General features: G+C 66.8%; 21 protein-coding genes, 4 tRNA genes and 1 pseudogene. 6 read left to right on the top strand and 20 right to left on the bottom strand.

Translation table 11 applies throughout. From position 1 onward, the window contains the following. Nucleotides 1–152 precede the first annotated feature (152 nt). The 15 genes and pseudogenes from RSD66_RS06435 to RSD66_RS06365 form a co-directional block, all read right to left on the bottom strand. A pseudogene (locus tag RSD66_RS06435) lies at nt 153–551 on the bottom strand (methyltransferase domain-containing protein); the annotation flags it as partial. 46 nt (nt 552–597) lie between these two features. Beyond that, nucleotides 598–674, bottom strand: a tRNA-His gene (locus RSD66_RS06430). A gap of 92 nt (nt 675–766) precedes the next feature. Beyond that, the gene (locus tag RSD66_RS06425; RefSeq protein ID WP_415289389.1) at nt 767–1,525 is read right to left on the bottom strand and encodes a M48 family metallopeptidase; all 759 of its coding nucleotides are present in this window, start codon (nt 1,523–1,525) and stop codon (nt 767–769) included. A 197-nt stretch (nt 1,526–1,722) separates the two neighbouring features. Next, the gene (locus RSD66_RS06420) at nt 1,723–2,436 is read right to left on the bottom strand and encodes an energy transducer TonB (protein ID WP_024353188.1); all 714 of its coding nucleotides are present in this window, start codon (nt 2,434–2,436) and stop codon (nt 1,723–1,725) included. A gap of 17 nt (nt 2,437–2,453) precedes the next feature. Beyond that, complete coding sequence (locus RSD66_RS06415; RefSeq protein WP_024353189.1) at nt 2,454–2,885, bottom strand: ExbD/TolR family protein; 432 nt, start codon at nt 2,883–2,885, stop codon at nt 2,454–2,456. 5 nt (nt 2,886–2,890) lie between these two features. Continuing rightward, the gene (locus RSD66_RS06410) at nt 2,891–3,796 is read right to left on the bottom strand and encodes a MotA/TolQ/ExbB proton channel family protein (protein ID WP_024353190.1); all 906 of its coding nucleotides are present in this window, start codon (nt 3,794–3,796) and stop codon (nt 2,891–2,893) included. A gap of 427 nt (nt 3,797–4,223) precedes the next feature. Further along, nucleotides 4,224–4,299 (bottom strand) — tRNA-Phe (locus RSD66_RS06405). 63 nt (nt 4,300–4,362) lie between these two features. Beyond that, entirely contained in the window at nt 4,363–4,527 is a 165-nt protein-coding gene (locus tag RSD66_RS06400; protein ID WP_415289388.1) for a DNA gyrase inhibitor YacG, read from the bottom strand. A gap of 3 nt (nt 4,528–4,530) precedes the next feature. After that, nucleotides 4,531–5,541: an RNA-binding protein gene (locus RSD66_RS06395; protein WP_415289387.1), complete on the bottom strand. Its 1,011-nt coding sequence runs from the start codon at nt 5,539–5,541 to the stop codon at nt 4,531–4,533. Beyond that, nucleotides 5,541–6,140, bottom strand: coding sequence for a Maf family protein (locus RSD66_RS06390; protein ID WP_119412849.1), 600 nt, complete (start codon nt 6,138–6,140; stop codon nt 5,541–5,543). Before RSD66_RS06390 ends, RSD66_RS06395 begins: the two co-directional genes overlap by 1 nt. Nucleotides 6,141–6,148: 8 nt before the next feature. After that, entirely contained in the window at nt 6,149–6,367 is a 219-nt protein-coding gene (infA, locus tag RSD66_RS06385) for a translation initiation factor IF-1 (protein WP_003164348.1), read from the bottom strand. A 107-nt stretch (nt 6,368–6,474) separates the two neighbouring features. Further along, complete coding sequence (locus RSD66_RS06380; protein WP_024353193.1) at nt 6,475–6,942, bottom strand: UPF0262 family protein; 468 nt, start codon at nt 6,940–6,942, stop codon at nt 6,475–6,477. Next, a complete protein-coding gene (locus RSD66_RS06375) occupies nt 6,942–7,427 on the bottom strand; it encodes a DUF2948 family protein (protein ID WP_119412850.1) in 486 nt (161 codons plus the stop codon). Before RSD66_RS06375 ends, RSD66_RS06380 begins: the two co-directional genes overlap by 1 nt. Then, entirely contained in the window at nt 7,417–8,706 is a 1,290-nt protein-coding gene (gene murA, locus RSD66_RS06370; RefSeq protein WP_415289386.1) for a UDP-N-acetylglucosamine 1-carboxyvinyltransferase, read from the bottom strand. Before murA ends, RSD66_RS06375 begins: the two co-directional genes overlap by 11 nt. Nucleotides 8,707–8,816: 110 nt before the next feature. Continuing rightward, a complete protein-coding gene (locus RSD66_RS06365; protein ID WP_415289385.1) occupies nt 8,817–9,002 on the bottom strand; it encodes a hypothetical protein in 186 nt (61 codons plus the stop codon). Nucleotides 9,003–9,100: 98 nt separating this feature from the next. On the opposite strand from RSD66_RS06365, the gene RSD66_RS06360 reads away from it, so the two are divergent. Together RSD66_RS06360 and RSD66_RS06355 are read left to right on the top strand one after the other, a co-directional pair. Beyond that, nucleotides 9,101–9,175: transfer RNA gene (locus RSD66_RS06360), tRNA-Thr, on the top strand. Nucleotides 9,176–9,416: 241 nt separating this feature from the next. Further along, nucleotides 9,417–12,680 carry an amidohydrolase family protein gene (locus tag RSD66_RS06355; RefSeq protein WP_415289384.1) on the top strand — a complete coding sequence of 1,088 codons (3,264 nt, stop codon included), beginning with the start codon at nt 9,417–9,419 and terminating at the stop codon, nt 12,678–12,680. A 297-nt stretch (nt 12,681–12,977) separates the two neighbouring features. On the opposite strand, the gene RSD66_RS06350 is transcribed toward RSD66_RS06355, so the two are convergent. The 4 genes from RSD66_RS06350 to RSD66_RS06335 all read right to left on the bottom strand — a co-directional run bounded on the left by RSD66_RS06350 (nt 12,978) and on the right by RSD66_RS06335 (nt 16,482). Further along, nucleotides 12,978–13,646, bottom strand: coding sequence for a DedA family protein (locus tag RSD66_RS06350; RefSeq protein ID WP_024353198.1), 669 nt, complete (start codon nt 13,644–13,646; stop codon nt 12,978–12,980). A 119-nt stretch (nt 13,647–13,765) separates the two neighbouring features. Next, on the bottom strand, nt 13,766–14,383 hold the full coding sequence (locus tag RSD66_RS06345) for a hypothetical protein (RefSeq protein WP_415289383.1): 618 nt from the start codon (nt 14,381–14,383) through the stop codon (nt 13,766–13,768). A 49-nt stretch (nt 14,384–14,432) separates the two neighbouring features. Next, the gene (msrB, locus tag RSD66_RS06340; RefSeq protein ID WP_415289382.1) at nt 14,433–14,924 is read right to left on the bottom strand and encodes a peptide-methionine (R)-S-oxide reductase MsrB; all 492 of its coding nucleotides are present in this window, start codon (nt 14,922–14,924) and stop codon (nt 14,433–14,435) included. Between the two features lie 73 nt (nt 14,925–14,997). After that, nucleotides 14,998–16,482 (bottom strand): hypothetical protein, encoded by a 1,485-nt coding sequence (locus RSD66_RS06335; protein WP_415289381.1) that lies wholly within the window; start codon nt 16,480–16,482, stop codon nt 14,998–15,000. 186 nt (nt 16,483–16,668) lie between these two features. Between RSD66_RS06335 and RSD66_RS06330 the strand changes: the two genes are divergently transcribed. Continuing rightward, nucleotides 16,669–17,073 carry a DUF805 domain-containing protein gene (locus RSD66_RS06330; RefSeq protein ID WP_415289380.1) on the top strand — a complete coding sequence of 135 codons (405 nt, stop codon included), beginning with the start codon at nt 16,669–16,671 and terminating at the stop codon, nt 17,071–17,073. On the opposite strand, the gene lipB is transcribed toward RSD66_RS06330, so the two are convergent. Then, nucleotides 17,049–17,765, bottom strand: a complete 717-nt coding sequence (lipB, locus tag RSD66_RS06325; RefSeq protein ID WP_415289379.1) for a lipoyl(octanoyl) transferase LipB — start codon at nt 17,763–17,765, stop codon at nt 17,049–17,051. The genes RSD66_RS06330 and lipB overlap by 25 nt on opposite strands. A 66-nt stretch (nt 17,766–17,831) precedes the next feature. Here lipB and RSD66_RS06320 point away from each other — a divergent pair, with 66 nt between their 5' ends. The 3 genes from RSD66_RS06320 (at nt 17,832) to mgtE (ending at nt 19,831) form a co-directional block, all read left to right on the top strand. Further along, nucleotides 17,832–18,083: a FliM/FliN family flagellar motor switch protein gene (locus tag RSD66_RS06320; protein ID WP_003168580.1), complete on the top strand. Its 252-nt coding sequence runs from the start codon at nt 17,832–17,834 to the stop codon at nt 18,081–18,083. 180 nt (nt 18,084–18,263) lie between these two features. Then, nucleotides 18,264–18,348: transfer RNA gene (locus RSD66_RS06315), tRNA-Leu, on the top strand. Between the two features lie 64 nt (nt 18,349–18,412). Next, nucleotides 18,413–19,831 carry a magnesium transporter gene (mgtE, locus tag RSD66_RS06310; RefSeq protein WP_024353204.1) on the top strand — a complete coding sequence of 473 codons (1,419 nt, stop codon included), beginning with the start codon at nt 18,413–18,415 and terminating at the stop codon, nt 19,829–19,831. The last annotated feature ends 20 nt before the right edge of the window (nt 19,832–19,851 follow it).

Raw genomic sequence — 19,851 nt, 5'->3', positions numbered from 1 at the left:
ACCTCTTCGCACAGATCCGCCGCCGCATCGTAATAGGCCTCCGCCGCCAGCAGAGGCTGAATGGTGTCCACGCCGCTCAGCCGCTCGCGCCACGGTCCGTCCGCCGCCGTCTGACGCATCAGCGTATGGTGGCGCGTCTCCCACGCCATCGGCATCTGCACCGCCAGCACGCCGCCCGGCGCCAGAGCTTTGATCAGACGCCGGAACAGGGCCGCATGGTACGGCGCCCACTGTAGCGAGGCGTTGGCCAGGATCAGATCGACCGGCGCATCCGGCGCCCAGCACTCCAGATCGCCCTGCACCCAGCGCACGTCGTCCGGCAGGCCGCGCGCCTGTTCCAACATCGCCGCGCTGGAATCCAGCCCATGCACCCGCGCGCCCGGCCAGCGTCGTTTCAGCAGCGCCGCATGCTGTCCCGTGCCGCAGCCGATGTCCCAGACCTCATGCGGGTCCAGATCGTCCGGCAGATGCGACAGCAGGTCGATGGCCGCGCGATCGCGCTGGCGCTCGAAGCGATTGTATTGCTGGGGGTCCCACGCCGGCGACGTCATCGTCATTATTCTCCTTCGAGCATCGCGAAAGCGATTCGAAGGAGAATGGTACAGCCTCTCAGGATTGAACTGAGGACCTCCGGCTCCACAAACCGGCGCTCTAACCAGCTGAGCTAAGGCTGCACATCTCTGCGCGAGGGCGGTTCTCTAGCGGGCCTCGCCGCCGGGGGCAAGCGGCCTTTTCACCCTCGCGTAGAATTTATGTTCTATCCCCGTCAGTTCCAACCTCGACTGGCGATATATTGCTGCAACTGAGCGATCCGGGTCTGATCCGACGGGTGGGTCGAGGCGAACTCCGGCGTGCCCGACTGCCGCCCAGCCGCCATCGCGCGCCACAGCGTCAGCGACTCGGACGGCTTGTAACCGGCCGCCGCCATGTAATCGACGCCCAGCCGATCCGCCTCCAACTCATGACTGCGCGAGAAAGGCAGCAGCACGCCCAACTGGGCGCCCAGGCCGCCGAAAGCCTGCACTGCCTGGCCATAATCCCCTGCCCGGCTCTGCACGGCGCCCAGAACCAGACCCGTCGTCTGCGTTGTCGATGCCCGCTCGGCCGCATGGCGCGCGACGACGTGGCCAACCTCGTGGCCGATCACCGCCGCCAGTTGGTCGTCGTTCTTGGCGATGGCGAGCAGCCCCGTCGTCACGCCCATATGGCCGGACGGCAGGACGAAGGCGTTCGGCGTGGCGTCGTCGAACACCGCATAGTCCCAGTGACGATTGGTCAGGTTCGCCGCCTGGACGATTCGATCGCCGACGCGGCGAACGCGCGCGTTCTGGGCGGCGTTGTTCGACACCTTCTGCGTCCGCAGGGTCTCGGCCCAGGCAGCCTGAGACTGCTGGATCAGCGCGCTGTCGTCCATCAGAACGAACTGGCTGCGGCCCAGCGCCTCATTATAGGCGCAGCCGCCGATGCCGGCGCCGACAACGCTCGCGCCAATGGCCAGAGCGACGAGGATGGGTTTGTGGGACATGGGGCCTCCAGACAGCAATTCGCTCTTCATAATGCACAGCCTGTCCGCTCGGCTCCACGTCATGCGAGCGCAATCTGCCGTCTATCGAGCAAGGCGGCGGGCCGGAGTAGCGCCGATTGCGCCCTGAGTGGCCCATGAAAAAAGCGCCCCGAGGCGAAACCTCGAGGCGCTTCTTTTCGTTCAGTGCGATCGCTCGCTTAGTCCAGGTTAAACGGCACCCGGACCACGAACTTGGCGTTCGTTGCAGCGCCATCGACCGTGCGGGGCGAAAGTTGCCCGCGCTGGACGATGCGGACCGCTGCGGCGCCGAAGCCCATGCCCGACGGCTCTTCCGAGACGACACGGCAGTCTTCAGGACGACCGCTCGGGGTCACCGTACATTCGACCGTGGCCGAACCACCCACGCCGCGATCAAGAGCGCGCTGCGGGAAGTCCCGTTCGGTCGGACGCGGCGGGCGAGCCCACTGCGGGTTGGTGATCACCGAAGGACGCGGCGGCGCGGGCGGCGCCGGCGGAGGCGGAGGACCTGGGACGATCACGGGCGGGCCCGTGTATTCGACGCGGTCTTCCTTCTTCGTCGGCTCGATCGGCAAGGTCACCGGCGGCGGAGGCGCCGAGGTGTTGACGACCGGCTCGCGCACCTGAAGCTTCGGCGGCGGAGGCGTGTCCGGCGGCGGAGGCGGAGGCGGCGGAGGAGGAGGCGGTGGCGGCGGCGCCATCAGCTCCACATCTACAGCCTCGTCTACATAGTTGAACTCCTGGAGTTCGAACTTGCTCTTGTAGAGGTAAAGACCCGCAAGAACGTGAACGGCGATAGAGATGCCGATTCCGACCATTGCGCCCGTCGAAAGTTTTTTCTTTCTCGGAGCGTCGAGCAGAGGGTCGCGATGCTCGCGATGTTCAGCAGTCATGCTTGCGTCACGCCCCCTTACGACTGATCTTCGCCAACCAGGGCGACACTGTAGAAACCATTATCCTGCAAGGCGTTCATGACCTGCATGAAGTCCCCGTAACGCGTTTGCTGGTCAGCACGGATGAAAATCCGCTCCTGCTCAGGGTCACGTGTTCCGATCTGGACCTTCAGATCATCGCCCAACGAGCCCACCGAGGTCCGGAAGTCGCCGATCCACACTTCACCGCCATTCTGGATGGAGATGAAGACAGGCTTGGGCGGATTCTGGGCCGGCGGAGCGACGGCGCGAGGAAGCGTCACCGGCACCGACACGGTGGCGAGCGGAGCCGCCACCATGAAGATGATGAGGAGAACGAGCATAATGTCCACGAAAGGCGTGACATTGATTTCGCTGTTCGCCTCGACGGTGTACTTGCCGCCGCCGGAACCGGAAAGTTTGGCGGCCATTCGGCTTACGCTCCCTTGTCGAGTTGACGCGAGATCGAGTTGATGAGCTCAGCGTTGAACCCGTCGGCGCGAGCGCCGTACGAAGCGATGCGGGTGTTGAAGTAGTTATAGAAGATAACCGCCGGGATAGCCGCGAACAGGCCGATACCGGTGGCCAGCAGGGCTTCAGCGATACCCGGAGCAACGACGGCCAGGTTGGTCGTGTTCGACTCGGCGATGCCGATGAACGAGTTCATGATGCCGTACACGGTGCCGAACAGACCGATGAACGGACCGCCCGAACCGACCGACGCCAGGAACTGCTGGCCGCCCGACAGACGGATGCCCAGACCACCTTGAACGGCGCCGATGGCGTTGTTCGCGCGGTCGATCGTCGAGCCGCGGTGAACGCCAGCGACGTCCAGGCCGGCTTGACGCGACAGTTCCACTTCGCCGGTGGCGGCGGCGGCCATGTCGGCCAGCGGGTTGCCGTCGAACTCTTCCGAGGTGGCCAGGCGACGGATGTCAGCCAGGGTGCGAGCACCGCGGTACTCTTCCAGGAAGCGGTTGGTCTTTTTGCCCAGCGAGCTGAACTCGACCAGTTTGATGAGCAGCAGCGTCCAGGAGAAGATCGACGCCAGGATCAGACCTGCCATCACGACCTTAACGACCGGGTGCGCCATCATGAACATGGCGATCGGGGTCAGGCCCGCACCGCCGTGACCTTCAGCGGCGGCTTCTTCGGTGGCGGCTGCATCAGCAGCCGGGGCGGCGGCGTCGGCGGCCGGAGCGGCGGCGTCGGCAGCGGCGGGAGCCGAAGCGGCGGCCGGAGCGGCCGGAGCGGCTGCGTCCTGCGCCAGAACCGGCGAGCTCGCCATCAGGACGGCTGCGCCGGCCATAGCGAGGAGGATATTCGTCTTCTTATCGAGCATGTTTCGCCAGTTCCTGCTTTGGTCTGACTCGTGGAACCCAAGACGGCGACCGCGTCAGTCGGCCGCGCCTTTACAGTGAAATCTTTTCCTCCCGCCGGATTTCTCCCCCGCCGGTCGGCGCCGCAATCCTCCAAACGCCGAAACGTCTGCGGACCTGGCGACAGAGACAATATCTCGCCGCCCACAGCCTGCAAGCAGGAATGCGGTCCTGTCCCTTTGGCGAAGCCCCATCTTAGCGTCAAGGGCGGAAAATGTCTTTTCACCCCCGGCCGGAGGCTGTTCGTCACGTCGCGCACAAAAAATGCACGTCCAGGACACAGAACGGCAACAAACTTGCAGTGTTACCGATTGTTAAGAAAAGTTTAAGCCCATGATGAATTTTCGGCTTTTTCGGGGCCGAGGCGAATATTCATCAAAGAGGGGAAAGTGGTGCCTGGAGGCGGATTCGAACCACCGACACGCGGATTTTCAATCCGCTGCTCTACCAACTGAGCTATCCAGGCGTCGCTTTGCGTCGCGAGAGGCGGCTCTATAGGCGAGCCCGGACGGGCTGTCCAGACGCCAATTCACTCAATTCCGCGATCTTTTTCATCATCGTGCGCTTCTTCGGCCGGAATGGCGTAGCCGCCGGCGAACCAACGCTGCAGATCGATGTCGGCGCAACGCTTGGAGCAGAACGGCTTATAGGCCGCGACGGTCTCGGCGCGACGGCAAATGGGGCACTGGGCCATGCGTCAGCCCTCCTTGATATGAAAGTCGCCCGGCGCGGCGTCGGGGCGGATATGGGCGCGCGGCCCCAGTTCAGCCGCCCACTGCGACAGAATCGTTTCAGAGGCCGGGCTGCAATGCAGCGTCAGACGCGGCGTCGCCCGATCCGTCGCCAGCGCCAGTCGCAGGCGATGCAGGGCGGCGCGTTCGGCTGCGCCCGGCCCGGCCAGCCGCTCGTCCGCCGGGGTTCGCCCCCACGGCAGGGACAGTTGCAGCAGCCCGAACCGACTGAGCGGCCCCACCGCTACGCCTTGCGTCCCGGCGAAGGCCTGACGCGCCATGTTCAACGTGCTTTCGGGATGCAGGCCCACGCCCGCCAGATCAACCGCCACCAGACCGCCCCACCCCGTCAGGCCCAGCAGGCGGGCGGTCTGGCGAAGCCCCTCGCGATTCACCGCCTCGCGCCCCTTGCGGGAATCACGACCGGCGACAGGGGCGTAATCAATGTCGACCGCGATCAGGGCGCGCGTCCGCTGGATCGCCAGATCCAGCCCGACCGCAGACGCGACAACCCCGCCCGCCAGCGCCTCTTCCTGAGCCTCCGTCGCGGCGCGAATGGCCACGGCGCCGGTCGTAATGAGCGCGTCAGGATAAAGGGTCTTCAGAATCGCCTGAATATCCGGCCCCGGCGCCAGCAGGCGCGGCTCGCCGCTCGCCTCGGCCAGACGGCGCAGCACCGGCCCCTTGCGCTCGCGGGGCTCAGCGGTGATTTCCAGTTCCAGTTTGGCGCCTTCGGCCGGGCGATCCGCCTTGCCCAGAGGCAGGAAGCCGAACGGCTCGCCGCAGCCCAGGTCGACGAAGGCGCCGTGCAGCCCCGGCGCCAGCCGCGCCACCCGCCCCACGACGCGCGCGCCCAGGCGATGCTCGGGCCGGTCGTCGTCTCTATGAAGGATCAGCGTCTCGGCGCGGCCGTCGCGGAACGCCACGCCTCGGGTCTCGCCCGGAGCCGCGTCCAGGAAGACCTCGATATCGGACATCAGGCCCCCTCGCCTCGCCAGCCGGCGCCGCGAAGAAGATTCGCCGCCTCATACAGAGGCAGGCCCATGACGGCGGGATGGCTGCCGACAATTCGGGTGATGAAGGCCGCCGCCCGGCCCTGGATGCCATAGCCCCCGGCCTTGCCGCGCCATTCGCCCGAGGCGACATAGGCGGCGATCTCGCCGTCCGACAGCGGCTTGAAGCTGACGCGGGTTTCCACCACCCGCCAGGACGTCCGCCCGCCGTGGATCACGGCCACGCCGGTGAAGACGCGATGATTGCGTCCCGACAGCAGCTTCAGGAACCGGATCGCCTCGGCCTCGTCAGAAGGCTTTTCCAGCAGACGGCGCCCGACAGCCACCACTGTGTCGGCGGCCAGGACCACGTCGTCGGGATGGCGTTCGGCCACGACGGCGGCCTTGGAACAGGCTAGCCGCTGGGCCAGACGCGCGGGCGTCTCGGCCCGCTCGGGCGTTTCGTCGATGTCGGCAGGGTCGACCAGATCGGGCGCAATGCCGATCTGCGCCAGCAGTTCGATACGGCGCGGGCTCGACGAGGCCAGGATCAGCCTCGGAGCCAGGGCGTCAGGACGCGACACGCGCGTCCTTACTTGAAGCGATAGGTGATGCGACCCTTGGTCAGGTCATAGGGCGTCATTTCGACCAGCACCTTGTCGCCGGCCAGCACCCGGATGCGGTTCTTGCGCATCTTGCCCGCAGTGTGGGCGATGATCTCGTGATCGTTTTCCAGCGTCACGCGGAACGTCGCGTTCGGCAGCAATTCGCTGACCACGCCGGGGAACTCCAGAAGTTCTTCCTTAGCCATGCGGCCTCTCTCGCCCCTGTGAATACGGCATAAGGCTCGCGCCGGGCGTGAGCGCGAGCCGTAAAAGTGAGGGCGCCTAATGCACCAAAACGCTTAGATAGTCGAGTTCAGCCCCGACGGTAGAGGGCGCAGACCAAAGTAAAGAGCCGCCGCGCGGTCTCCTGGTCCATCTCGACCTTGCCTTCCAGACGCGCTTTCAGCAGGGCGGCGCCTTCATTGTGCAGTCCCCGGCGCCCCATGTCGACCGACTCGATCTGACTGGGCGAAGAGCCGCGCAGGGCCTCGTAATAGCTTTCGCAGATCAGGCCGTAGTCGCGGATCACCGTCTTCATCGGCGTCAGGGACAGGACGTGGGTGCGGCTGAAATCCGGGCCGGTGATGTCGAAGGCCAGGCGATTGTCCTGTGACGACAGCTTCAGCCCATAGGGGCCGCCTTCGGCGCCTTCGGGGACAAAACTGTTCTGCTCCACCAGGTCGAAGATGGCGACGCGGCGCTCATGCTCGATCTCGGCCGTGGCCGCAGGCAGGGAGGCGTTGTCGATCTCGATCGCCGTCAGCTTGTGCGTCGCGCTCATCAGCCCGCCTCGTCCAGATGAGTCGGCGCCACGCGGGCGGGCCAGCGTTCGGACAGATCGGTCAGGACCGCGTCCAGGCATTCGACGTCGATTCGCAGGTCTCCGCCGCCGGCGAACATCATGAACACCTTGCCTCCCGGCGCCTCGGTCGGATGAAAGTCCATCGCCAGCAGTTCCAGCGCCTGATCCGGCAGGCGCGGCAGACGGCGGCTCTTGACCGCCTGAACGTCGCCGAACTGCATGGCCGCCATGACGCGCGTGCCCCCGCATTCCCAACAGAAGCGCGACAGGACCACCGTCAGGCGCCGCGCCTCCTTTTCCCAGCGGATGTCGACCGGGCGCATGATGGCGTCCTGAAGCGCAGCCGAAATGATCTGCAGGTCGTCCGCATCCTCGGCCAGCAGGCGCAGCGGCGCGATCGGCGCGGCCTCCTCGCCATCGCCGTCGATCACGGGATCAGGGATGGATTCGCCGTCAGTGGTCATCGCCCTCCCCCTTGATGCGTCGGACATCGGCGCCGCAGGCGCCCAGTTTCTCTTCCATGCGCTCGAAGCCGCGATCCAGATGATAGACGCGGCCGACCGTCGTCTCACCTTCGGCCACAAGACCGGCGATGACCAGAGACATGGAGGCGCGAAGATCGGTCGCCATGACCGGCGCCCCCTTCAGCCCCTCGACGCCCCGCACCACCGCCTGACCGGCGTGGACGGTAATGTCCGCGCCCAGACGCGCTAGTTCCGGTGCGTGCATGAAGCGATTCTCGAAGATGTTTTCCTGGATGACGCTTTCGCCTTCGGCCGTCGTCATCAGGGCCATGAACTGCGCCTGCAGGTCGGTGGCGAAGCCCGGATAGATCTCGGTCGTGGCGTCGACCGCCTTCAGCCGCTGCGTCGGGTCGCGGCGCACGATCAGGCCGTCGTCCGTGGGCTCGATCTCAACCCCCGCCTCGATCATCCTGTCGGTCAGGGCGGTGATCAGATCGGCGCGGCCCTTGGTCAGGCGCACCTCGCCCCCAGCCATCGCCGCAGCAAGCGCATAGGAGCCCATCTCGATCCGGTCGGGAATCACCGACCAGGTCGCGCCTGACAGGGACGAGACGCCGGTGATCGTCAGCACGTCCGTATCCAGCCCCTCGATCCTGGCCCCCATCGCGATCAGGCAGCGGGCCAGATCGCCGATCTCAGGCTCGCGCGCGGCCCGCTTCAGCACCGTTGTCCCGTCCGCCAGCACGGCGGCCAGAAGAGCGTGTTCGGTCGCGCCGACGGAGACGAAGGGAAACTCGATCTCTGCCCCGCGCAACCCTCTGGGTGCGGTGGCGGAGACATAGCCCTCTTCCAGCTCGATCGCCGCGCCCATAGCGGTCAGGGCCTGCAGGTGCAGATCCACCGGACGCGCACCGATGGTGCAGCCGCCCGGCAGGGAGACCTTGGCGTTCCCCGTGCGCGCCAGCAGCGGTCCCAGCACGTTGAACGAGGCCCGCATCTGACGCACCAGATCATAGGGAGCGAAGGTGGAGGTCAGCTCCGGCGCATGAAACAGGGTCTCCTGTCCATCCGCGCCGTCCCGCTCGGTCACTTCCACGCCGAACTGACGCAGCAGCTGGCCCAGGAATCGCGTGTCGGCCAGGCGAGGCATATTCGTCAGCAACAGGGGCTGATCCGTCAGAATCGACGCCGCCATCAGCTTGATCGCCGAATTCTTGGCGCCGCTGACCGGAATGGAGCCGTTGAGGCGGTGGCCGCCGTGGATGACGATGCTGTCCATGGGTGTCGGGGAAGTCCTGGGAGGCCGGGCCCCTACGGCCCGGCGAACCGGCTATCTAGCAAGCCTGGCGGCGCAGGCGAAAGGCCGGAACTTCGCAATAGGGATGACTTTCAGTTGCTTTCCTTGGCCGGGCGCGCACCGGCCGCGCCCGGCGCCTTGCGGCGACGCAGATTCGCGCGCAGGGCAGCGGCCAGACGCGCCGCCCGCTCGGCCTTGGCCGAGGCGGCGGGCGAAGCTGAAGAAGGAACGGCGGGCTCAGGGCCCGCCCCATCGGCGTCTTTGGTCGGCTTATCCATGACCGCAGCAGACCGCGCCCAAAGATTTTGATCAAGCGTGCATTTTTGGCTTGGCCCGGCCAAAACCTTTGGCTATACGGCCGCTTCCTCAGTGACCCGCCGCCGTAGCTCAGTGGTAGAGCGCATCCTTGGTAAGGCTGAGGTCGGCAGTTCAATCCTGCCCGGCGGCACCATCGAGGCCCAGACCTTCCGGTCTGGGCCTCGACCATTTCCGGCCCCGATAATCCTGATCCACCGCCTCGGCGCCGAAAGCTGGTCAGGCCTCAAGCTCTGCTTTTGAACAAGCAGGCCGAGGTCCTCACGATTCACCGAAGAATATTCGGACCTGCCGACCTTATCCCGACTAGCCAAGGTCCGGCCGCTGCCGCTAGCTTCGCCCCCATCTGTATACGTTTGATAGCCGAGGGGGCTTTCATGGAGCGCGTTCTATTGACTACGGCTGCGGCTCTGGCCGTGGCTTTCCCGGCCTTCGCCCAGGATTCCAGCCAGACGGCGACGCCGAAATGGGATGTCCAGAATCCCATCGGCCCCCAGCGCGACATAAACATCAACGTCGACGAAGGCACCTGGATGGCCGTCGACGTCAGCCCCGACGGCCGCGAGATCGTCTTCGACCTGCTGGGCGACATCTATGTGATGCCCATCGGCGGCGGCGAAGCCCGTCCGATCGCCTCGGGCGTGTCGTGGGATATGCAGCCGCGCTATTCGCCGGACGGCCGCTTCATCGCCTTCACCTCCGACCGTGGCGGCGGCGAAAACCTGTGGGTCATGAACCGCGACGGCTCCAACCCGCGTCAGGTGTCGAATGAAACGTTCCGCCTGCTGAACTCCCCGACCTGGACGCCCGACAGCCAGTTCGTCGTCGGCCGCAAGCATTTCACCTCTTCACGCTCGCTGGGCGCGGGCGAGATGTGGATGTACCACCGCTCGGGCGGCGGCAGCGGCGTGCAACTGACCGAGCGTCGCACCCAGCAGAAGGACACGGGCGAGCCCGCCTTCTCGCCCGACGGCCGCTACATGTACTTCAGCGACGACGCCACGCCGGGGGGCGTCTTCGACTATTCCAAGGACCCCAACACCCAGCTCTATGTGATCCGTCGACTGGATCGCGAGACGGGCGAGATCAAACCCTTCGTCACCGGCCCAGGCGGTTCGGTGCGCCCGACGCCGTCGCCGGACGGCAAGTCGCTCGCCTTCGTGCGCCGCGACCGCTACCAGTCGGTCCTCTACGTCATGGACCTGGAGTCGGGCCGCGAGACGCCGATTTATGACGCCCTTGACCGCGACATGCAGGAGACCTGGGCCATCCACGGCGTTTACCCAGGCTTCGCCTGGACGCCGGACAACGGCTCCATCGTCATCTGGGCGGGCGGCAAGATCCGCCGTATCGACGTGGCCTCCAAGGCCGTCAGCGAGATTCCCTTCCGCGTCACCGACACCCGCCGGGTGCAGGAGACCGCCCGTTTCCCCGTCGAGGTGGCGCCGGACCAGTTCGAAGTGAAGATGATCCGCTGGGCCCAGACCTCGCCCGACGGCTCCAAGGTGGTGTTCGAAGCCCTGGGCAATCTGTGGGTCCGCGACCTGCGTAACGGCGTGGCCGGAACGCCGCGCCGCCTGACGCGCCAGAGCGATCATTTCGAGCTTTATCCGTCCTGGTCGCGCGACGGCCGCTCGATCGTCTACACGACCTGGAGCGACGACAAACTGGGCTCCATCCGCGTCGTTCCCGTCGCAGGCGGCGAAGGCCGGACCATCACGACCAACCCCGGCCACTATCTGGAGCCGCGCTTCTCGCCGGACGGACAGACGGTCGTCTACCGCACCTCCAGCGACGGCTATCTGCGCTCGGCCCTGTGGAGCCGCGAGCCAGGCGTCTACCGCGTCTCCGTGCGCGGCGGCGCGCCGGTCAAGATCACCGATTCGGGCACGACGCCGCAGTTCGGCGCCAGCAACGACCGCATCTTCGTCAGCGCGCGTGAGGGCGACAAGCGCGTCCTGCGCTCGATGAACCTGTCGGGCGGCGAGGTGCGCAACCACCTGAGCAGCGAATGGGCGGCCGAGTTCTCGGTCTCGCCGGACGAGCAGTGGATCGCCTGGACCGAGCGTTTCAACGCCTATATCGCGCCCTTCGCCTCCACGGGCCGCGCCATCACGGTTGGCGCCGACACCAAGGCCCTGCCGCAGACGCGCGTCACTCGCGATGCGGGCGAATGGCTGCACTGGTCGGGCGATTCCAGCCGTCTGCAGTGGTCGATGGGACCGGAGCTGTTCTCGCGTCCGCTGAGCGAAAGCTTCGCCTTCGTCGACGGCGCCCCGGCAGATCTGCCCAAGCCCGCCGAGCACGGGATCAAGATCGGCTTCACCGCCGACTACGCCCGCCCCAGCGGCGTCACCGTCCTGTCGGGCGCCCGCCTGATCACCATGAAGGGCGAGGAAGTCATCGAGGACGGCGTCGTCGTCATCAACGGCAACCGCATCGAGGCCATCGGCCCGCGCGGCTCGGTCACGGTTCCGGCCGGCGCCCACGTCATGGACATGGCCGGCAAGACCATCATCCCCGGTCTGGTCGACGCCCACTGGCACGGCCGCATGGGCTCGGATCAGATCATCCCGCAGCAGAGCTGGGTGAACTACGCCGCCCTGGCCTTCGGCGTAACGACGCTGCACGACCCGTCCAACAACAACAGCGAAATCTTCGCCCACAGCGAACTGGCCAAGGCCGGTCGCGTGGTCGCGCCGCGAATCTTCTCGACCGGCACGGTCCTGTACGGCGCAGCCACGCCGACCACCGCCGTGATCAACAGCCTGGACGACGCGCGCTCGCACCTTCGCCGGATGCAGGCCGTCGGCGCCTGGAGCGTCAAGAGCTACAACCAGCCGCGCCGCGAACAACGTCAGCAGATCATGCAGGCCGCCCGCGAACTGGGCATGATGGTCGTGCCGGAAGGCGGCTCGCTCTATAACGTCAACATGAGCATGCTGGTCGATGGTCACACCACCATCGAGCACTCGGTGCCGGTGGCGCGCATGTACGACGACGCCGTACAGCTGTGGTCGCAGACGGGTACGGCCTATACCCCGACCCTGATCGTCGGCTTCGGCGGCGCCTGGGGCGAGAACCACTGGTATGAGGTCACCGACGTCTGGAAGGACCCGATCCTCAGCCAGTATGTCCCGCGCCGCATTCTGGACGACCGTTCGCGTCGGCCGGTCAAGACCCCTCCGGAAGAGCTGAACCACATCTCCATCGCTCGCGAATCCAAGCGGCTGATGGATCAGGGCGTCTCGGTCCAGATCGGCGCCCACGGTCAGCGCGAAGGTCTCGGCGCCCACTGGGAGCTGTGGATGTTCGAACAAGGCGGCATGAGCCCGCACGAAGCCCTGCGTGTCGGCACCATCAACGGCGCCCGCGCGCTGGGGATGGACAAGGACATCGGCTCGCTGGAAACCGGCAAGCTGGCCGACCTGGTCGTTCTGGACGCCAATCCGCTCGAGAACCTGCGGGACTCGACCAAGATCAGCCACACCATGATCAACGGCCGCCTGTTCGATAACCATATGAACGAGGTCGGCGGCGCTGAGCGCAAGCCGTTCTGGTTCGAAAGCGAAGACGGTCAGGCCTGGAGCGCCTCGGGCACGGCTACGGCCGCCGAATCGCACAGCCACACCCACGACTGATCCCGCCGCACACAGGAACGCGAAAGGGCCCGGCATCCGCCGGGCCCTTTTTCGTGGGCAGTTCTGTTTGAGTGTTTCTCGCTGCCTACCTCCGCTCATCCCGGCGGACGCCGGGACCCAGTGAGTGAGCCAGAGCGGGGCCTAACCGCTCAGCCGAGCGCTCTGAAGCCAAAGCACTAGGTCCCGGCGTCCGCCGGGATGAGCGGGGATGAACAGACACAGCTCAGAACCAGCCCGAGGATGGCCGAGGGCCGGCCTCTCGCCTTGCCCCCTACACCGCCGACAAGAGCGGGCGGGTTACTCCCCCAGCCCGCGCACCGAGGCTTCCAGCAGCGCGTTGCGCCGCGCCGCGCGGCCCTTCAGCCAACGCATGGCGACGACCAAGGCCGCCACCACCGCGACGAAGGCCAGCAGCCACAGTGTCGGATTGTGCGCCTCGCTCATCATCTCCAGCCGCGCCAGCCCCTTGGCGGCCAGATAGCCCGGCGCCAGCATGGCCAGCACCCAGACGAAGGCCGAACTGACATTGGCGATCTGGAACACGCGCTGGCGCATCTGCAGCACGCCAACCATCACCGGCACGAAGGCGCGCAAGGGACCGAAGAAACGGCCGATGAAGATCGAAGCCACGCCGTAGCGACGGCAGTACAGGCGCGTCCAGGCCAGCTTGCGGCGGTGCGGCACCAGCAGGTGATGACGCAGCACCCGCGTGCCCAGCCGCCGTCCGATCCAGTAGGAGATGGCGTCGCCCATGACGGCGCCGATGACGCAGCCGCCGATGACGGTGAAGGGGTCCAGCACGCCTGCCGCCACCAGTCCGCCCGCCGCGACCAGCAGGCCCGTCGCCGGCACGAAGGCGCCGATGACGACCAGCGACTCAAAGAAGGTCACCGCGCCAAGGATCACGCCGGCCCACATGGCGTTGCGGGCGATGAAGTCGGCGGCCGAGGTAAGCAAACTGTCCATACTGATCCTTTGCCCGAGGGCATATGGGATCAGGCCCTATAAAGGGAATGCGGCGATGCGACGCCCAGGCCTAAAAAAGGTCTGCGTGGCGTATGGGACGCACTTTATCGGCGGTCTGACTATCGACCGGCGTCGCCATCCGGGTCGCGCGCGGGCTCAGCCTGCCGCTCATCCGTGCTGAAGGGGCGGATGCGGCTGGGGCGTTCATGCGGACTGCGCACCCCCATCGGCCCCGGCATGGCGCCATAGGCGTCGCGCCAGCCATAGCCGTTCAGCCCATAGCGGCCCGCGCCATAATAGCCGTAGGGGCCGTAGCCATAGCCCCAGGGCGCGTTCTTGGTCTGACTGACGCTCAGGTTCAGCGTGCCGCTTTCGCCCAGCGGCATGGAGACGGCGGCGGCGAAGTCGCGATAGCCGCCGGTGCCGATCCCGGCGCTGACCTCGCCGTGCATCTTGCGGGGCGCGGCCTCTTCCCAGGCGTCGGCCCATTGCTCGACCGGACGCGCATCCGTCTTGCGCTCGCCGATCCAGCGGGAAATCTGTTCTTCGGTGCTCAGGCCGTGCGGCGCCGCCGTCTGCAGCGTCACAGCAGGCGAGGCCTCGCCCACGGTCTCGGCCAGCGCGGCCGCGCTGGCGGTCGGCACGGCGCCCGAGCCCGCGCGCGGAGCGGTCGAAACCACGCCCTCGGGATCGCTGCTCGCCAGCAAGAGGGAGGCCGTCATGAGTTCGATCAGCATACGCATCTACTCCCGTTCACAACCACCCTACCCCTAAATGCGGCCAAGGTCAGGCGGTCCCATCGCCGCGCCCCAAAGGATCGGGCAGGGATTCGCCTTCGGCTACGAAACTCAAGGCGACCGAGTTGATGCAGTAGCGCAGGCCCGTGGGCGGCGGCCCGTCCGGGAAGACGTGGCCCTGATGGCTGTCGCAGCGGGCGCAGCGTGTCTCGACGCGCACCATGCCGTAGGTGTCGTCGCGCACGGCGCGGACATGGGCCGGATCGACCGGCTCGGTGAAGCTGGGCCAGCCGGTGCCGCTTTCGAACTTGGTTCCCGACCGGAACAGCGGCAGGCCGCATTCGCGACAGCAGAACACCCCTGCCCGCTTTTCGCCCAGCAGCGTCCCGCAGAACGGCGCCTCGGTGCCGTGCGCCAGAAGCACGCGTTTCTCTTCAGGCGACAGGTCGGCCTCCAGCGCCGCGCGTTGGCTGTCGGTCGGCGGCGTTAGGTCATAGCCGGAGGCGGAACGCATGGCGGCGTGAGATTCGGTCTGGGTCATGGTCTGAAAATAGGAAGGGCCGGACGGTCGTTCCACCGTCCGGCCCTCGATAGGCTGATTTAGGTCGTCGCGGTCAGGCGCCGAACAGGCCGGCGACCCAGGCGCGAACGGCCGTCTCATCGGTGGCGTCGCCCGTATAGGCCAGCGCTCCCGCGGGCGCGTAGGGCGAGTTGTTGCCGCGCTGGCGCGTCGTCCAGGCCTTATGGCCATAGCTCAGGTCGGCGTAGTTGGACGGCAGACGCAGGGTCGTCGGCTCGATGAAGATGGTGTCTTCGGCCGTGGTCGAACCGGCGATGCGCACGTTCGGCAGGCGGCTCAGCAGGTCCAGCGTGTCCAGGCAGCCGCCCGAGCAACCAGCGTCCACCAGCACGACCACCTGGCCCTGCACCGGATTGGCGGCGCCGGTGTCTGGGGTCGCCGGGCGGCCCGGCATGACGAAGGTCGGCTGACCGGCGGCGATGGCGCTGTCGAAGGCGGCGACGATGGCCTGGGTCTGTTCGATCACCGCGCCCGATTCCTGAACAAAGCGCGGATCAGACTGCATCCGGTTCAGGGTGTCGGCGAACCACTGGCGGTTGCCCGGCGTGGCGCGATAGGTGATCTGACCGGCTTCCGGCTGGCGGCTGACGGTGAATTCCGGCGACCAGATGCGGTTGGCAAGGCCATAGCCGCGCGAGGTGGCGTTGGCCGAGGAACCGTTGGCGCCGCGCAGGTCCAGCACAAAGCCCTGCGGCCCGCGAATGGCGGCGGACTGGGCCTCGACCTGGGCGAAGAAGGCGTCCCAGGCCGCGTCGTCGGCCAGCGAGTGAACGCTGACCCACGGACGTCCGTCGACCATCTCGACCGACAGCGGCGCGCCCGACGGCGTATAGACCGAGGCGCGATAGGCGGCTTCCAGATTCTGGGCCGTGGCCGGCTGCGGCGACAGGGTGAAGCTGCGGGTGCGGCGGCCGACCTGGAACTCGCAGGTCCCCGGCACGCCCGTCGTCATCGGGTTGTTGCGGTTCCACAGCAGATAGGGGGCGCTGCGGACGCGACCGGCTTCGGTCGTCAGATCGCCCTCGAACTGATCCAGCTTGGCCTTGGCCAGGTCCTCGATCGGCTCGGCGTTGCAGCTCTTCAGCACGGCGCCCAGCGGCGGCGCGCCGCGCACGCCCTCCTGAACATAGGAGACGACGTACTGGCCGTTGCGCCAGGCCGTGGCCACGCCCGGCCAGCTGGTGGCGAAATACGGGCCGAGACCTTCATAGGTCGGACGGGCGGCGATGTTGGAATCGCGGAAGCCGTTGGCGTACCAGCGCAGCAGATAGGCGTGGCTGTCGCCGCTGTTGACCTGTCCGGCCTTGGCCTGCGCTTCCTGCAGGCCGGTGTCCAGCCAGCCGCGGAAGGTCGCGCTGGCCTCGCCCGGCGTCACGGCGGCCGGATGGTTGTCGCGCAGGGCCGCGTGCATGGCCTGAAGGTCCTGACGCGCCAGATCGCTGAAGTTCTGGGCCGAGGCGGCCGAGGCGGCGAAGCTCAGGGCCAGCACGGCCGCCGAAGCGGAAAGCAGGCGTTGCATAGGGGGTTTCTCCCAGTCCGTTCAGTATGCGGGTTGGTCGTGTTTTAGACCCATTAACGGCGCCGTCGCCACCCCTGTGACGAAATTGCACCGCTTTGCGGACCGCGGCGTTTACGCGCGCCCCTTTCCCGACTAGGCCGGGTTTCCGCAGGCGCAAAACGCGCCGAAACGCCGCGTGCCCCCAGAATGACCGCCCTGGCTGATCTCTTTTTGAATTCTACGGGACGCATCGGTCGAAGCCGCTTTTCAGCGGGCGCAGTCTGCCTGATCGGCGCCTGGATCGCCGTTGATGTTTTTCTGCGAACGCCCGGCTGGCTTCACGCCCTGATCGCGGCCGCCCTGCTTTACGGCGGCTTCTGCATCCTGTCGCAGCGCCTGCATGATCGCGGACGCTCAGGCTGGTGGAGCGGGCCGATCCTGCTGGCCTTCGCCCTGGTCTGGCCGCAACCGCTGACGCTTCTGGATTGGGTCGCGACGGCCGCTCTCGCCCTGGCCGCCTTCGACCTCGCGATCCTGCCGGGCCGGAAGGCCTTCAACCGCTACGGCGCCGCGCCGGGCGCCCAGCGTCACAGGGGCGCGACGCCCGGCTGAACCGGGCCGAACACCTGCTGGAAGGACGACTTGAGCGCATCGTCCGCCTCATCCATCGTCGCTAGAACTCCCAGATCGACCAGGCTGGTCACGCCGTGTTCGGTGATGCCGCACGGCACGATGCCGCCGAAATGGTCCAGGTCCGGCTCCACGTTCAGGCTGATGCCGTGGAAGCTGACCCATTTACGGACCTTGACGCCGATGGCGGCGATCTTGTCCTCGCGGCTCCAGCCCGCGCCCTTGCGCTCGACCCAGACGCCGACGCGGCCCTCGCGCATCCCCGCCTCAACGCCGAAGCGGTCCAGGGCGCCGATGATCCAGTCCTCCAGCCCATGCACGAAGCCGCGCACGTCCTTGCCGCGCTGGTTCAGGTCGAGCATCACATAGGCCACGCGCTGGCCCGGCCCGTGATAGGTGAACTGCCCGCCCCGCCCCGTCCGGTGCACCGGGAAGCGGTCCGGCGCCAGCAGGTCGTCGTCCTTGGCCGAGACGCCAGCGGTATAGAGCGGCGGATGCTCCAGCAGCCAGACCAGTTCCTCGGCCTGCCCCGCCGCGATGGCGGCCACGCGCGCCTCCATCGCGGCCTCGGCGGCAGCGTAGTCGACGTAGCCGGACGACAGCGCCCATTGGACAGGGCGCTCATCCTCGCGGAGCAGGCTGCGTTGGGAAGAGTTTAACGGGTCGGCAAGCATGATGCCCTCAATGTGGGGCCGAACGCGGCGGCGCAAGGGCCGCCCGTTGATTTGCGAGTATCCTCTTTGAGCCAGATCGATGCCGTCGATGTCGAGATTTCGGTCGTACTGGGCCGTTCGGTCCTGCCGATGCAGCAACTGCTGCGCATGGGCCGTGGCGCGGTGATCCCTCTGGACGCCTCGGAAAAGGACGAGGTCTGGATCCTGGCCAACAACCATCCGGTCGCGCGCGGCGAGATCGAGATTCGCGACGACCGCATCGCCATCACGGTGACGCGCCCCGCGGATGTCTATGACTTCATGGCGGGGGCGGCTTGATGCTGGGCCGCGATCAGAAGGCTGCGCCTTCTCGACCCGACGCGGCCTGACCCTCGCCCTCCCGTCGAGAGAAGGCCTCACGCACCGTCGATAGACAGGAATTGCGCCTGTCTCTGCTATTTCCGCAAAACACTCTTTTCTTTCCGCTCTCTCTCCGCTATTGCCCGCCCTCCGATGCGAGCGGTCGTGGCGGAATTGGTAGACGCGCAGCGTTGAGGTCGCTGTGGGGCAACCCGTGGAAGTTCGAGTCTTCTCGACCGCACCATCTGATCTGACAGGGCGAATCTCGGCTAGATACGGCTGATATCAACTCCAGAGGAGGCAGACACGTGACCCACACGGACCTTGCCCCTCTGCGCCCCGAAGACCCTCATCTCGAAGACGAAGATCACGCCGCCCTCGGCGAGGACTACGCCCTGACGGCGGCGTTCGTCGAAAAGGTCGTGGACGCGGCCGACGACGGCGACGGCATGCGGCTGCGCAGCCTGCTGGAAGACCTGCACCCCGCCGACGTCGCCGATCTGATGGGCTTCCTGACCGCCGAACACCGCTCGGTCGTGGTCCAGTGGCTGCCGCCCGATCTGCTGGCCGAAGCCCTGCCCGAAATGGACGACGGCATCCGTGAAAAGGTGCTGGAGCGCGTCCCCTCGGCCACCCTGGCCGAAGCCCTTCAGGAACTGGATTCGGACGACGCCGCCTCGGTCGTCGAAGACCTTGAGGAGGACCAGCGCGAGCGCGTGCTGGCCGCCATGCCCGAGGTCGAGCGCGCCGCCATCGAATCCTCGCTCGGCTATGAAGAGGATTCGGCCGGCCGCCTCATGCAGCGCGAGTTCATGGCGGCGCCGCAGTTCTGGAACGTCGGCGACACCATCGACCACGTCCGCGCCCAGGGCGATCACCTGCCCGAGCTCTTCTTCGACATCTATGTCGTCGATCCCATGAACCGACCCGTCGGCGGAGTGGCCATCAGCCGCATGCTGCGCAGCCCGCGCGACACGCCCCTCACCGAGCTGATGGAGCCGGTGAACCCCATTGAAGTGGACGTCGACCAGGAAGAGGTCGCCTACATCTTCGAGAAATACCACCTGATCTCGGCGCCCGTAGTCGATACGGGCGGGCGGCTGGTCGGCCAGTTGACCGTCGATGACGTCGTCAACATCATTCAGGAAGAGAACCGCGAGGACATCCTTCGTCTGGCCGGCGTCTCGGACGAGGACCGCTCGTCCAGCGTGCTGGAGATCGTGCGCGGCCGCGTGCCCTGGCTGGGCATCAACCTGTTCACCGCCGTGCTGGGCGCCAGCGTCATCGCCCTGTTCGAGGGCACCATCCAGCAGATCGTCGCCTTGGCCGTGCTGATGCCCATTGTTTCGGCCATCGGCGGCAATGCGGGCACGCAGGCCCTGACCGTTACCGTGCGCGCCCTGGCGACGCGCGAACTGAACGCATCGAACGCCCTGCGCACCTTCTGGCGCGAAATGGCCGTAGGCCTGGCCAACGGCTTCGTCCTGGCGCCGCTGATCGGCCTGGCGGCAGGGTTCTGGTTCCAGGACTGGAGGATCGGCGGCGTGATCGCCACGGCCATGATCCTGAACCTGCTGGTCGCCGCCAGCGTCGGGGTGCTGACGCCGCTGACCCTGGCCAAGCTGAAGTTCGACCCGGCCGTGTCCTCGGCCGTTTTCGTGACGGCGACGACCGACTTCTTCGGCTTCCTGATCTTCCTGGGCCTGGCGACCATCGTCCTGCTGTAAATATGACCTGAAACGGCCTC

Origin of the sequence: Brevundimonas sp. S1H14 (genome assembly GCF_047716865.1) — a bacterium.
In the GTDB taxonomy this organism is placed as follows: Bacteria; Pseudomonadota; Alphaproteobacteria; order Caulobacterales; family Caulobacteraceae; genus Brevundimonas; species Brevundimonas naejangsanensis.
Note: the sequence above shows the minus strand (reverse complement) of the source record. Positions and strands in the feature narration are given on the sequence as shown.

Coding starts and splice junctions, on each gene's coding strand:
- RSD66_RS06425 (WP_415289389.1), bottom strand. CDS start 1,525: ATGTCCCACAAACCCATCCTCGTCGCTCTGGCCATTGGCGCGAGCGTT.
- RSD66_RS06420 (WP_024353188.1), bottom strand. CDS start 2,436: ATGACTGCTGAACATCGCGAGCATCGCGACCCTCTGCTCGACGCTCCG.
- RSD66_RS06415 (WP_024353189.1), bottom strand. CDS start 2,885: ATGGCCGCCAAACTTTCCGGTTCCGGCGGCGGCAAGTACACCGTCGAG.
- RSD66_RS06410 (WP_024353190.1), bottom strand. CDS start 3,796: ATGCTCGATAAGAAGACGAATATCCTCCTCGCTATGGCCGGCGCAGCC.
- RSD66_RS06400 (WP_415289388.1), bottom strand. CDS start 4,527: ATGGCCCAGTGCCCCATTTGCCGTCGCGCCGAGACCGTCGCGGCCTAT.
- RSD66_RS06395 (WP_415289387.1), bottom strand. CDS start 5,541: ATGTCCGATATCGAGGTCTTCCTGGACGCGGCTCCGGGCGAGACCCGA.
- infA (WP_003164348.1), bottom strand. CDS start 6,367: ATGGCTAAGGAAGAACTTCTGGAGTTCCCCGGCGTGGTCAGCGAATTG.
- RSD66_RS06380 (WP_024353193.1), bottom strand. CDS start 6,942: ATGAGCGCGACGCACAAGCTGACGGCGATCGAGATCGACAACGCCTCC.
- RSD66_RS06375 (WP_119412850.1), bottom strand. CDS start 7,427: ATGACCACTGACGGCGAATCCATCCCTGATCCCGTGATCGACGGCGAT.
- murA (WP_415289386.1), bottom strand. CDS start 8,706: ATGGACAGCATCGTCATCCACGGCGGCCACCGCCTCAACGGCTCCATT.
- RSD66_RS06365 (WP_415289385.1), bottom strand. CDS start 9,002: ATGGATAAGCCGACCAAAGACGCCGATGGGGCGGGCCCTGAGCCCGCC.
- RSD66_RS06355 (WP_415289384.1), top strand. CDS start 9,417: ATGGAGCGCGTTCTATTGACTACGGCTGCGGCTCTGGCCGTGGCTTTC.
- RSD66_RS06350 (WP_024353198.1), bottom strand. CDS start 13,646: ATGGACAGTTTGCTTACCTCGGCCGCCGACTTCATCGCCCGCAACGCC.
- RSD66_RS06345 (WP_415289383.1), bottom strand. CDS start 14,383: ATGCTGATCGAACTCATGACGGCCTCCCTCTTGCTGGCGAGCAGCGAT.
- msrB (WP_415289382.1), bottom strand. CDS start 14,924: ATGACCCAGACCGAATCTCACGCCGCCATGCGTTCCGCCTCCGGCTAT.
- RSD66_RS06335 (WP_415289381.1), bottom strand. CDS start 16,482: ATGCAACGCCTGCTTTCCGCTTCGGCGGCCGTGCTGGCCCTGAGCTTC.
- RSD66_RS06330 (WP_415289380.1), top strand. CDS start 16,669: ATGACCGCCCTGGCTGATCTCTTTTTGAATTCTACGGGACGCATCGGT.
- lipB (WP_415289379.1), bottom strand. CDS start 17,765: ATGCTTGCCGACCCGTTAAACTCTTCCCAACGCAGCCTGCTCCGCGAG.